We start from the raw sequence: 11,950 nt of genomic DNA, 5'->3' as shown, positions 1-11,950 counted from the left end.
CGCCCGAAGCGGGCCGAATGGGACCGTGGTTCCTCGTATAGTTTCCGTGACCACATCAATAAGCGACCCTGACGTGGCCGCAGGGGCCGGGGTCGCCGTCCGGAAGGATGGTGCGCAGCCGTGCCGAAGCCGATGCCCGGCGCCGCCCGGGATCAGACGATGCTCCGGCGGGCCAACGAACTCACCGTGCTGGCGGTGCTGCGCGACGGAACACCGCGCGTCATGCGCGACATCGCCGACCAGACCGGGCTGTCCTGGCGCACCGCCAGCGTCGTGACCGAATCGCTCGAAGGACACGGCTGGTTAGCGGGCACCGAGGCCGACGCCGGTGACAAACGGCTGGGCCGCCCGGCGCGCAGGTACCGCTTCCGGGCCGAGGCCGGGCATGTGGCCGGTATCGACATCGGCGCGCACGCGATCTGCGTCTACCTGGCCGACCTGGCCGGGACCATCGTCGGCATGCACCGGGTCAGGGTGTCACCGGGCGAACCGGCGGCCGACCGGCTGGCCGCCGCGGAGGCCACCGTGCAGGCGGCGCTCGACGCGGCCCAGCTCGGCAACGCCGACGTGTGGGCGGCGGCGGTCGGCACCACCGGCATCGTCGGCCTCGACGGTGTCGTGACCAAGTCCGCGGTGCTGCCCGGCTGGACCGGCGTGGACCTCGGCGGGCGGATGGGCGCGCTGCTGGGCCGGCCGGTCACGGTGGCCAACGACAGCAACCTCGCCGTGCTCGCCGAGCACTGGCGCGGCCACCGCGCCGACACGATGATCTATCTGCTGGTCGGGGTCCGGCTGGGCACCGGGCTGGTCATCCGGGGTCAACTGCACCGTGGCGCGGCGGGCGCGGCCGGGGAGATCGGCGAGATCGGGGAGATCGGCTGGAGTGACGCCGCCCAGCGGCTGGCCGCAGCCGCACCCGGCCACCTCGCCGACCTCGACGGCGCCGCCAGGCACGTCTTCGCCGCCGCCCGCCACCAGGACCCCGCGGCGGTGGCGGCGGTGGACCGCTTCGCCACCGACATCGCGCGCGGCCTGACCGCCATGGTGCTGACCATCGACCCCGACGTCGTCGTCCTCGGCGGCGGCTTCGCGTACGCCGCCGACCTGCTCATGCCGCGCATCGACCAGCGGCTGGGCGAGACGTGCCCGCACTCCCCGCGGCTGGCGACCTCCCGGCTCGGCGACGAGGCGGTCGGGCTGGGCGCGGTCCGCCTGGCCCTGGACACCGTGGAGCAGCGCATCACCGGCCTGAGCAGCGGCACTCCGCTCACCCCGGCCGCGATCAGCGCCTCGGCCTGACGCGGGCCGGGCCACCTCCGGGCCGTCTTCCGGGTCGTGTACAGGGCGGCCCGGAGCGCGATCCGGCGCGCGAACGGCTCTTGACAACCATGGGATCGGCCTCTTTTACTCAAGGCACTTATTTATGTGACTTCCGAAAATCGGGAGGGCTCCCCATGTCCCGCCTCCGCCCGGTCCTCGCGGCCCTGGGTGTCACCGTCGCGGCCACAGCCGTCGTCGCGACGACATCGCCGGCCGCATCCGCCGCACCCCCGCTTCCCCCCGCCGCCACCTACACGGTCACGACCGGGGTCACCGGCCCCAACCAGTACTCCAGCGACTCTCCCGCACAGGCGTTCGTCGACAAGGACGGCACCTTCTACACCCAGCAGGCCGCGGCCCTGTACGGCCCGAAGGACCCGCGCTACTGGGACTTCTTCACCGGCACCGACTTCGACGACGCCCGCCGCTCGGCCGCGATCAGCGACGCCGTGAACCCGGACAACCCCCTGGACCGCAACAACGACACCACCTGGCGGTGCAACAACAGCCCGACCGGGAAGATCGCCTCATACTCCTCCAAACCCGACTGGCAGAAGAACTACTGCGACCTGATCGGCACCTGGGTCGATCCCGACACCGGTGACTGGATCGGGCTGGTGCACAACGAGTTCACCATGTTCCCGTTCGGCGACGGCATGCACTACGACTCGATCGACTACGCCGTGTCCACCGACCAGGGCCGTACCTGGGACATCAAGGACCACGCGATCACCTCGCCGTACAGCACCGAGCGCGGCGACACCAACGCGTTCCCGAACCAGACCTACTACTACGGCGGCGGCGACCAGCGCCTGTTCGCCGACCCCGCCTCCGGCTACTTCTACGTCTTCTACGGCTCCCAGATCATCAACAAGCCCGGCCAGGCCGGCCGGTGGAACATGCGCCACGAGCACGTGGCCAGGGCGCCGATGTCAGGCAAGATGGCGAGGGGGACCTGGCAGAAGTGGTACAACGGCGCCTGGACCGAGGCGGGCATCGGCGGTAAGGAGAGCAACATCGTCCCGGTCACCGCGGACGACCCCAACGGCTACACCCCGCCGGACAAGGACTACGACCCGCTCAACACCGGCTCCATCGACCAGCAGGTCGCCGCGGGCGAGATGCCCGACCAGTCGCCGCTGCTGTACATGAGCGTCACCTACAACGCCTACCTCGGCCTCTACCTGGCCACCGCCAACCCGGTCAACCCGTACAATGGCACCAGCCCCATGCCGGTGTACGCCTCCGACGACCTGTCCACGCAGAAGTGGTACAAGATCGGTGACACCGGCGGCGTCCGGTACGGCGACTACTGGTACCACTGGCTCGTCGATCCGGTGGGCAAGATCGGCGGCACGGTCACCGGTAAGACCTTCCGTGAGTACTGCGACTACGGCTGCCCCGCCGGCCGCGCGGAATGGCGCAACATCACCCTCGGCAGCAGCGCCCCCGCCGCGCCGGTGAACCCGAGCCTCGCGTACCGGATCAGCAGCTCCTCCGGCCGGACCCTGGCCCAGGTCTCCGGGTCATCGGCGACCACCTCGGTGGCGTCGCCCACCGGCTCGGCGCGGGAGAAGTGGACCTTCCAGCCCACCGGCGACGGCGCCTACGTCATCGTCAACGTGGGCAGCGGGCAGGCCCTCGGCGTCGACTCCGGCACGACCACCTCCCGCGCCTGGGGCGCCAAGCTCACCGTCGCCCTCGCCGACGGCACGGCCGGGCAGCAGTGGTTCATGGTCGAGAACGTCTCGCCCGCCGGCTCCTACCGCCTGGTCAACCGGTACAGCGGCCTGGTGCTCGGCATGTCGTCGGACGCCGGGCGGCCGGTCGAGACCACCCCGGCGCGGTCGTGGACCAACGCCACCGGCAGCCCCGTCGGCGGCACCCGCACCGCCGCCGAGCAGACCCTCACGCTGAAGGCCGCCGGCCAGGGCATCAACCTGGCCCTGAACAAGCCCGCCACCGCGCAGAGCGACCGGCCCGGACACGCGGCTAGCCGGGCCGTCGACGCCAACGCCAGGACGTACTGGGCCACCAACGGGTCGCTCCCGCAGTGGTGGCAGGTCGACCTGCAGGGCGTCTACCGGCTCAGCAACGTCACCGTCACCAACGACCACCGTCCCAGGCGCTCCTACCAGTACAACGTCCAGCCCAGCACCGATGGCAGGACATGGACCACGATCGCCACGAAGGACTCCACCGGCACCAGTGACGGTCACCTGGTGACCGAGACCGCCCGGTACGTACGGGTGAACATCACCGGCAGCTCCGAACGCGCCGGCGGCCGCATCGCCGACGTCGTCGTCAACGGCATCCCCGCGCCGAACCTGGCCCTGAAGAAGCCGGCCACCGCGCAGAGCGGCAAGGCCGGGCACGCCGCCGACCTGGCGGTGGACGCCGACACCGGCTCGTACTGGGCCGCCGGCGGCCCGCTGCCGCAGTGGTGGCAGGTCGATCTGCAGGGCATCTACCAGCTCGGCAACATCACCGTCGTCAATCCGCCCGGCCGCGGCCGCACCTACCGGTACAACGTCCAGACCAGCACCAACGGCACGACGTGGACCACGGTCGCCACCAAGGACACCGCCACCCCGGCGACCGCCACCGGGGACCTGCACTCCCTGGCCACGACCGCCCGGTACGTACGGGTGAACGTGACCGGCGCCTCCGCCGGCGCCGACGGCCACCTCGCCAACGTCATCGTCAACGGGATCCCCGCCCCGAACCTGGCCCTGAACAAGCCCGCCACCGCGGACAAGAGCGAGGCCGGGCATCCCCCGGTCATGGCCGTGGACGCGGACGCCGGGTCGTACTGGTCCACCTGGCCGCTGCCGGGGTGGGTGCAGGTCGATCTGCAGGACGTCTACCGGCTCAGCAACATCACCGTCACCAACTACCACGGCGACAACCGCTACTACAAGTACAAGGTCGAGGTCAGCACCGACGGCACGACGTGGAGCACGGTCGCCGCCAAGGACACCACCACCCCGGCGACCAGCGCCGGTGACAGCCACCCGGTGGCCGCCACCGCCCGGTACGTACGGGTGACCATGACCCACAACTCCGCCAACCCCAGCGCGCACATCACCAACGTCGTCGTCAACGGCACCAAGCCCGCGGCCGGCTAGGCCGTCCTCCCAAAGAGGTCTCCGGTGGCCGGTGCGAGCGGCACCGGACACCGGAGACCTCATGGCCGGCGTGGCGGTGACGACCTCGTGCTCACCCCGGGAGCCGCCGCTTGACTTCATGTTGACCTTAACTTGCAGACTTGCTCCCACGACAAGCGATGACCGCTCATGGGAGGCAAGAGATGTTCGATGTCGTCATCGTCGGCGGAGGCCCGGCGGGCATGGCCGCCGCGCTGGGCCTCGTACGCGGCCTCGGCCTGTCGCTCGGCGTGGCGGTCTTCGGCACCCTCCTCACCCGCGAACTCCAGGGCCGCGCCCCGAGCCCGGCGGCCACCGCCGCCGCCATCCCGGATGTCCTGTTCTGGGGCGCGCCGGCCGCCGCCGTACTGATGGCCCTGCTCACCCTGCTGCCCCGCGAAGCCCATTGACGCGACCGGGACGGCGGGGTACGTTCCGGTTGATTTCACGATTGCTCAAGGGAAATCCGGTGAGATGCCGGTGCGGACGCGCCACTGTATCCGGGACGTAGATCCCGGGAGCCAGGTCGCTTGGCGGTCGTGACCTCGTGAGATGGGACGCGTGACCCTGAGGAGGCTCCACATGAGTGGCTTGTCCACGCCGTCCACCCCGTCCACCATCCCCTTTCCGCGCCTGCGGCCCTGGCTGCTGGTCATGCCCGTGCTGCTGCTCGTCGCGTACCTGGTCCTGATGGACAACGGCGCGGTCTCCCAGACCGGCGCCTTCCTGCACGAGCTGATGCACGACGGGCGGCACCTGCTCGGCGTGCCCTGCCACTAGAGGCCGGAGTGGTACGCACCCTGCTGGTCAGGGGCCTGCTCGTGGGGCTGCTGGCCGGACTGATCGCGGGCGGCTTCGCCTTCGCCTTCGGGGAGCCGCGGGTGGACGACGCCATCGCCTTGGAGGAGGCCGCCGCGCATGCCACGGCTCCCGAGCACGACCATGGGGAGGAGGCCGAGGTCGGCAGGCCGGTGCAGAAGGCCGGTCTGTTCCTGGCCACCGGCCTGTACGGGCTCGCCGTGGGCGGCGTCTTCGCGCTCGTGTTCGCGGGTCTTCGCGGGCGGGTCGGGCCGGGGTCCGATGGACGGCTCGCGCTGGTCGCGGCCGGGACGGCGTTCATCGCCGTCATCCTCGTGCCGTTCGTGAAATATCCCGCCAATCCTCCCGCCGTGGGTGACCCGGCGACCATCAACGCCCGCACGCTGCTCTATCTGACGATGATCCTCGTCGGCCTGGCGGCGACCGCCATCGCGGTGGCCACCGCCCGCAGGGTCACCGTGGATCCATGGGCGCGCGGGGTGTCGGCGGTCGCCGCGTTCCTCGTGCCGGTGGTGGCCGCGTGGTGGCTGCTGCCCACGGTCGATGAGGTGCCCGAGGGTTTTCCGGCCACGCTGCTGTGGCAGTTCCGGCTCGTCTCGATCGGCACCCAGCTCGTCTTCTGGACGGCGTTCGGCGTGCTGTTCGGCTGGGTGAGCGACCGGGCGGCGCGGCGTACGATCGCGCCCGTGCCGGGCTGAACCGGAGGGTGCGCTTCGTCCGGCACGCCACGACGCCGGGGATGCGGGCGGCCCGCTTCCCCGCCGACGAGGACGCCGACCCGGCCGGGCTCGCCAAGGCCGCCGCGCTGGGCTTCGCGGCGGCCTGCCCGGTATGGACGGCGCCCGGCAGGGCCGCCCGGCAGACCGCCCAGGCCATGGGACTGCCTGCGCGGGAGGCCGCCGCCCTTCGCGAAGCGGACGTCGGCCGGTGGCGCGGCCTCGCGTACGACCAGGTGGCGCCGGAGGCGCTGGCGAGCTGGCTCACCGACCCGGACGCGGCCCCGCACGGCGGCGAATCCCTGACGGCGCACGCGGGCAGGGTGGCGACCTGGCTCGACTCGATACGTGACGAGCCGGACCAGATCGCCATCTGCGATGCCGGAACCATCAGGGCGGCGCTCGGCCACGCCCTGGGAACCGGCCCGCTCGGCACCGCCCGCTTCGACCTCGCCCCGCTTTCCGTCACCGGGCTCACCGTGACCCGGAGCGGCTGGCGGATCGCCTACGTCAACCGAAGGCTCTGAACCGGCCCCGACCCTGACGCAGGGGCAAGGTCCCGGCATGGTGGCATGACCCCTGACGGATGCTCCTCAGGCGTTGAGCAGGTCGAGGGCGATGTCGACGATCATGTCCTCCTGGCCGCCGACGAGGCGGCGCCTGCCCACTTCGAGCAGGATGGCGCGCGTGTCGACGCCGTACTGCCGGGAGGCCGCCTCGGCGTGCCGCAGGAAGCTGGAGTACACGCCCGCGTAACCCAGGGTGAGGGTTTCGCGGTCCACCTGGACCGGGCGGTCCTGAAGCGGGCGGACGATGTCGTCGGCGGCGTCCTGGAGGGCGAACAGGTCGCAGCCGTGCGTCCAGCCGTTGAGGTCGGCGACGGCGATGAACGGCTCGATCGGGCAGTTGCCCGCTCCCGCGCCCTGCCCGGCCAGCGAGGCGTCCACCCGCGTGACGCCCTCCTCGACGGCGACGACGCTGTTGGCGACGGCGAGCGAGAGGTTCTGGTGGGCGTGGATGCCGAGCTGGGTCTCCGGGTCGAGGACGTCGCGGTAGGCGCGGATGCGCTCGCGTACGCCGTCCATGGTGAGCCGCCCGCCGGAGTCGGTGACGTAGACGCAGTGGGCGCCGTAGGACTCCATCAGCTTCGCCTGCTCGGCCAGTTCGGCGGGCGGTGCCATGTGGCTGAGCATGAGGAAGCCGGACACGTCCATGCCGATCTCGCGGGCGGTGGCGATGTGCTGGGCGGCGATGTCGGCCTCGGTGCAGTGGGTGGCGATGCGAATGGAACGCACGCCGAGGGCGTAGGACTCCTTGAGTTCGGCGATGGTGCCGATGCCGGGCAGCAGGAGGGTCGTGAGCGTCGCGCGCCGGATGTTCTCCGCGGCGGCCTCGATCCATTCCCGGTCGGTGTTGCTGCCGGGACCGTAGTTGATCGAGGCGCCCGCCAGGCCGTCGCCGTGGGCGACCTCGATGGCGTCCACCCCGGCGGCGTCGAGGGCGGCGGCGATGCGGCCGACGTCGCGCGGGCTGATGCGGTGGCGGACGGCGTGCATGCCGTCCCGCAGGGTGACGTCCTGGATGTAGAGGTTCATACGGTGCCTCCGGCGATGCGCTCGGCGACGCGCAGCGCGGCCGAGGTCATGATGTCGAGGTTTCCGGCATAGGCGGGCAGGTAGTGGGCGGCGCCCTGTACCTCGAGGAACACCGACACGCGGGTGGTGACCGGCTCGGCGGTGAGCGTGGTGACCGGCTCGTCGACCGGGGTGAACTGCACGTCCTGCTTCAGCCGGTAGCCCGGGACGTACTCGGCGACCTCGGCCACCATCTTCTCCACCGAGGCGCGGATCTGGTCGTGGTCGGCCTCGCCGATCAGGCAGAAGACGGTGTCGCGCATGATCAGCGGCGGCTCGGCGGGGTTCAGCACGATGATCGCCTTGCCCCGCCGCGCGCCGCCGACCTGCTCGATGGCGTGCGTGGTGGTCTCGGTGAACTCGTCGATGTTGGCCCGGGTGCCCGGACCCGCCGACTTGGAGGCGATCGACGCCACGATCTCGGCGTAGTGGACCGTGGTCTGCGACGACACCGCGGCCACGATGGGGATGGTGGCCTGCCCGCCGCAGGTCACCATGTTCATGTTGGGGGCCTCCAGGTGGTGGCCGAGATTGACCGGGGGGACCACGAAGGGGCCGAGAGCCGCGGGGGTCAGGTCGATGACCCGCTTGCCGTACTGCTGCACGGCGGCGGCGTTGTGCGGGTGCGCTCCGGCCGAGGTGGCGTCGATGACGATGTCCACGTCCTCGAACTCACTCAGCCGCACCAGGCCGTCCACGCCCTCGGCGGTCACCGCGAGCCCGCGCCTGCGCGCCCTGGCCAGGCCGTCGGAGGCGGGGTCGATGCCCGCCATGGCCACCGCCTCGACCTTCTTCGACAACAGGGCCTTGAACATGAGATCGGTCCCGATGTTGCCCGATCCGATGATCGCTATTTTCACTGGTCGCTCACCGTTCCTCGCTCGCTCTCTTTTCCTGCTCCGAAGGCCGCGGTGACCGAGCCGACCCCCTCGATGCGCGCCTCGAACACGTCTCCCGGCTCGACGTCCACCATCGGCCCGAGCGCGCCGGTCAGCACGATGTCACCGGCCCGCAGCGGGAAGTCCGTCCGCGCGAGGGTGTCGGCCAGCCAGACCGCCGCGTTGACCGGGTGGCCCAGGCAGTCGGCCCCGGTGCCGGTGGAGACCTCCTGGCCGTTCCTGACCAGGCTCATCGCCGCCGTCCGCAGGTCCAGCCCGAGCAGGCCGACCGGGGTGTTGCCCAGGACGAATCCACCGCTGGAGGCGTTGTCCGCGATCGTGTCGGGCAGCGTGATGTCCCAGCCTTCGATCCTGGAGTCAACGATCTCGATGGCGGGCAGGGCGAACTCGACCGCGCGGATCACGTCGGCCGCGGTGAACGGCCCGCCGCACAGGTCCGCGCCCAGCACGAACGCGATCTCCGCCTCCGCCTTGGGCTGCATGAAGTCGCCCGGGGCGATGGGCAGCGCGTCGGGACGCCACATGTCGGCGAACAGCATGCCGAAGTCGGGCCGGTCGATGCCGAACCGGCGCTGGACCGCCGCGCTGGTGATGCCGATCTTCCGCCCGACGAGCCTTCTGCCCGCGGCGACGGCACGGCGGGTGTTGATCTCCTGGACCGCGTAGCCGTCCTCCGCCGTGGTTATCGAATCCCGGACCGGGGCGCACGCCCGGCCGGATGTGGCCGCGGCCAGGAGCCGGTCGGCGGCCTGCTGGTGGTTCATTGAGGCTCCTGCCCGATGAAGGTATGACGAAAGTGCTTCGGGGAGGGCACCGCCGATCGGGGGCCCGTTCGCGCGTTCGCGCTGGTCCATGGATATCGACCCGCCGTGCCATGGACAACAATGAGTTCCATGACACGGAACGACGGCCGCCTTTCGATGCTGGAGAGAGTGTGGCTGGTGCTGGACGCCTTCCGCCCCACCGGCGGCCCGTTGCGCCTGGTGGACGTGGCCGAGCGCTGTCATCTGCCCAAGTCCACCGCGCTGCGGCTGCTGGCCGATCTCGGCGAGCTGGGCGTGGTCGTCCGTAAGGAAGGCCGCTACTACCTCGGCAGGCGGCTGTTCGAGCTGGGCAGCATCGTCCCTCTCGAACGCGATCTGCGGCACGGCGCGCTGCCGATCATGCACGATCTCTACCAGGCCACCGGCGCGACCGTCCACCTGGGCGTGCGCGACGGCCTCGACGTGGTCTACGTGGAGAAGATCCAGCGCCCGGAGTCGCCGTCGCTGCCCTCCGCGGTCGGTGGCCGGCTTCCGCTGACCTGCACCGGCGTCGGGAAGGCGCTCCTGGCCCACGCGGAGGCGGAACTGCTGGAGGAGGTGCTCAACCGCCCGCTGCGCAGGCTGACCCCGTACTCGATCGTGGACCACGCGCGGCTGGAGGGCGAGATCCGGCGGATCCGCACGAGCGGCGTGGCCTACGAGCGGGAGGAGGCGCGGCTGGGGATCGCCTGCATCGCCGCGCCGATCTTCAGAGGCGACACGGTCGTGGCGTCGGTGTCGATCGCGGCGCCCGCGAACCGGTTCCACCCGGCCCGCCTGGCGCCCGCCGTGAAGACCGCGGCGCTGGGCGTGTCACGGGCCCTGCTCAAGGCCCTCTGACCGGTCCACTGAACCGACCCGAGCATTTCTCACCACCGCAACCTGTCTTCACGGAAAGTAGTCGGATGGCCACGCAGGGTTCCAGACTTGGGTGATCCAACCCAAGGGAGCACCGATGGGTCACGGCCACCCCCACCCCGCCCCAGATCAGGACGTCCCCCCGGCGCTCGATCCGTCCGTGCCCGACGGCGAGCTGCCGCCCGCCGACGCCTCCCGCCGCGGCTTCCTGCGCGGGGCCGGGCTGCTCGGCGCGGGCGCCGCCACCACCGTGCTGACCGCCGCACCGGACCCGGCGAGCGCCGGCGCCAGGGGCGGCTTCCGGTGGCTGGCCGGCGACCACCACGTCCACACCCAGTTCAGCCGCGACGGCCAGTACCGCGTCATCGACCACGCCCGGCACGCCCGCGGCCACGGGCTGGACTGGATGGTCGTCACCGACCACGGCGACCTCGCCCATGCCAAGATCGGCGTGGAGAAGGTCAACCCGGACATCGTGGCCGCCCGCAGGCGGCTCAAGGACCTGCTGATCTACCAGGGCCTGGAGTGGAACTGCCCGGCCGCCGAGCACGCCACCGTCTTCGTCCATCCCGGGCGCAACGAGGTGGCGGTGCTCAAGGAGTTCGAGAACGCCTTCGATGGCGAGGTCAAGAACGCCACCGGCTCCACCCCCGCCAACGAGGCCCTGGCCATCGCCGGGATCAAGTTCCTCGGCGAGCAGGTGCGCAGGCGCCGCGTCAGGGACGCGCTCTTCCTGGCCAACCACCCGGCCCGGCGCGGCGTGGACTCCCCGCACGAGATCCGGAACTGGCGCGACGCCGACCCCCATGTGGCGATCGGCATGGAGAGCGCGCCCGGCCACCAGGCCGCCGGCCTGCCCGACTCGACCTGGCGCTACAAGGCCCGCGGCCTGTACTTCCTCAACCGGACCGACGCGTCGTTCCCCGGCTACCCGCCGGAGAGCTACCGGACCTGGGGCGGCTTCGACTGGATGACGTCCACCGTCGGCGGCCTCTGGGACAGCATGCTCGCCGAGGGCAGGCCATGGTGGATCACCGCCAACTCCGACTCGCACATCGTCTACCTGGACACCTCCACGCGCGGCCCGGGCGGCGACTTCGACCGCGACGGCAAGCACGCCGACCCCGTGTACGCTCCGCCGCGCACCGACGGGTTCGACTACTGGCCCGGCCAGTACACCCGCACCCACGTCGGGGCGACGTCGTTCGGCTACCGCGCGGTGATGGCGGGGCTGCGCGCCGGGCGGGTCTGGGTGGACCACGGCGGGCTGATCAGCGGCCTCGACGTACGCGCCCGGCAGGCCGGTGACCGGCGCGCCGGCCACGGCACGCCGCTGGGCGGCGTCCTGCGGGTCCGGCGCGGCGCGCGCGTGGAGGCGACCATCGAGATCGAGCTCGCCGCCACCCCCAACTGGGCGCAGTTCGTCCCGAGACTGGCCAGGGTTGACGTGATCACCGGCCGGGTGACCGGCCTGGTCGCCGACCGCGACGCCTTCACCGCCCCGACCGCCCGGGTGGTCAAGTCCTTCGAGGTCGGCAAGGCCACCGGAAGGGTCTTCCTGACCTACGCCTTCGGGCGGGTGGACAAGCCCTTCTATTTCCGGATCCGCGGTACGGACGGCAAGCGCAGCGCGCCGGGCCCGATGGGCGCCGACGTCGATCCGTCCGGACCGGCGATGGACATCTACGGCAACGCCGACCCCTGGCAGGACCTGTGGTTCTACGCGAACCCGATCTGGGTCCTGCCCGGGTGACC

Annotated in this window: 11 protein-coding genes; 8 read left to right on the top strand and 3 right to left on the bottom strand. The window is 71.4% G+C overall.

Annotated features, from left to right (window positions below; all coding sequences use genetic code 11):
* Window positions 1-120: 120 nt before the first annotated feature.
* The 6 genes from DP939_RS20840 (at window position 121) to DP939_RS20815 (ending at window position 6,528) form a co-directional block, all read left to right on the top strand.
* Complete coding sequence (locus tag DP939_RS20840) at window positions 121-1,299, top strand: ROK family protein (RefSeq protein ID WP_147268059.1); 1,179 nt, start codon at window positions 121-123, stop codon at window positions 1,297-1,299.
* A 155-nt stretch (window positions 1,300-1,454) separates the two neighbouring features.
* Window positions 1,455-4,448, top strand: a complete 2,994-nt coding sequence (locus DP939_RS20835; RefSeq protein WP_113982398.1) for a galactose-binding domain-containing protein — start codon at window positions 1,455-1,457, stop codon at window positions 4,446-4,448.
* Between the two features lie 182 nt (window positions 4,449-4,630).
* Entirely contained in the window at window positions 4,631-4,876 is a 246-nt protein-coding gene (locus DP939_RS20830) for an FAD-dependent oxidoreductase (RefSeq protein ID WP_158578630.1), read from the top strand.
* Between the two features lie 172 nt (window positions 4,877-5,048).
* A complete protein-coding gene (locus tag DP939_RS20825; RefSeq protein WP_113982499.1) occupies window positions 5,049-5,246 on the top strand; it encodes a CbtB domain-containing protein in 198 nt (65 codons plus the stop codon).
* An 8-nt stretch (window positions 5,247-5,254) separates the two neighbouring features.
* On the top strand, window positions 5,255-5,983 hold the full coding sequence (locus tag DP939_RS20820; protein WP_113982396.1) for a CbtA family protein: 729 nt from the start codon (window positions 5,255-5,257) through the stop codon (window positions 5,981-5,983).
* Between the two features lie 8 nt (window positions 5,984-5,991).
* On the top strand, window positions 5,992-6,528 hold the full coding sequence (locus DP939_RS20815; RefSeq protein ID WP_113982395.1) for a histidine phosphatase family protein: 537 nt from the start codon (window positions 5,992-5,994) through the stop codon (window positions 6,526-6,528).
* Window positions 6,529-6,594: 66 nt separating this feature from the next.
* Here DP939_RS20815 and dmpG read toward each other — a convergent pair whose 3' ends face one another.
* From dmpG to DP939_RS20800, 3 genes are read right to left on the bottom strand one after another with little or no spacing between them, the layout of a single operon-like run.
* The gene (gene dmpG / locus DP939_RS20810; protein ID WP_113982394.1) at window positions 6,595-7,596 is read right to left on the bottom strand and encodes a 4-hydroxy-2-oxovalerate aldolase; all 1,002 of its coding nucleotides are present in this window, start codon (window positions 7,594-7,596) and stop codon (window positions 6,595-6,597) included.
* Window positions 7,593-8,495 carry an acetaldehyde dehydrogenase (acetylating) gene (locus tag DP939_RS20805; RefSeq protein ID WP_199565301.1) on the bottom strand — a complete coding sequence of 301 codons (903 nt, stop codon included), beginning with the start codon at window positions 8,493-8,495 and terminating at the stop codon, window positions 7,593-7,595. Before DP939_RS20805 ends, dmpG begins: the two co-directional genes overlap by 4 nt.
* On the bottom strand, window positions 8,492-9,298 hold the full coding sequence (locus DP939_RS20800; RefSeq protein WP_113982393.1) for a 2-keto-4-pentenoate hydratase: 807 nt from the start codon (window positions 9,296-9,298) through the stop codon (window positions 8,492-8,494). Before DP939_RS20800 ends, DP939_RS20805 begins: the two co-directional genes overlap by 4 nt.
* A gap of 129 nt (window positions 9,299-9,427) precedes the next feature.
* Between DP939_RS20800 and DP939_RS20795 the strand changes: the two genes are divergently transcribed.
* Both DP939_RS20795 and DP939_RS20790 read left to right on the top strand, forming a co-directional pair.
* Complete coding sequence (locus DP939_RS20795; RefSeq protein WP_225878398.1) at window positions 9,428-10,177, top strand: IclR family transcriptional regulator; 750 nt, start codon at window positions 9,428-9,430, stop codon at window positions 10,175-10,177.
* A gap of 115 nt (window positions 10,178-10,292) precedes the next feature.
* The gene (locus tag DP939_RS20790) at window positions 10,293-11,948 is read left to right on the top strand and encodes a PHP domain-containing protein (RefSeq protein ID WP_113982392.1); all 1,656 of its coding nucleotides are present in this window, start codon (window positions 10,293-10,295) and stop codon (window positions 11,946-11,948) included.
* Window positions 11,949-11,950: the final 2 nt, after the last annotated feature.

The sequence above is a fragment of the Spongiactinospora rosea genome, assembly GCF_003315795.1.
Taxonomy (GTDB): domain Bacteria; phylum Actinomycetota; class Actinomycetes; order Streptosporangiales; family Streptosporangiaceae; genus Spongiactinospora; species Spongiactinospora rosea.
This window is presented reverse-complemented; position numbering and strand designations above follow the sequence as displayed.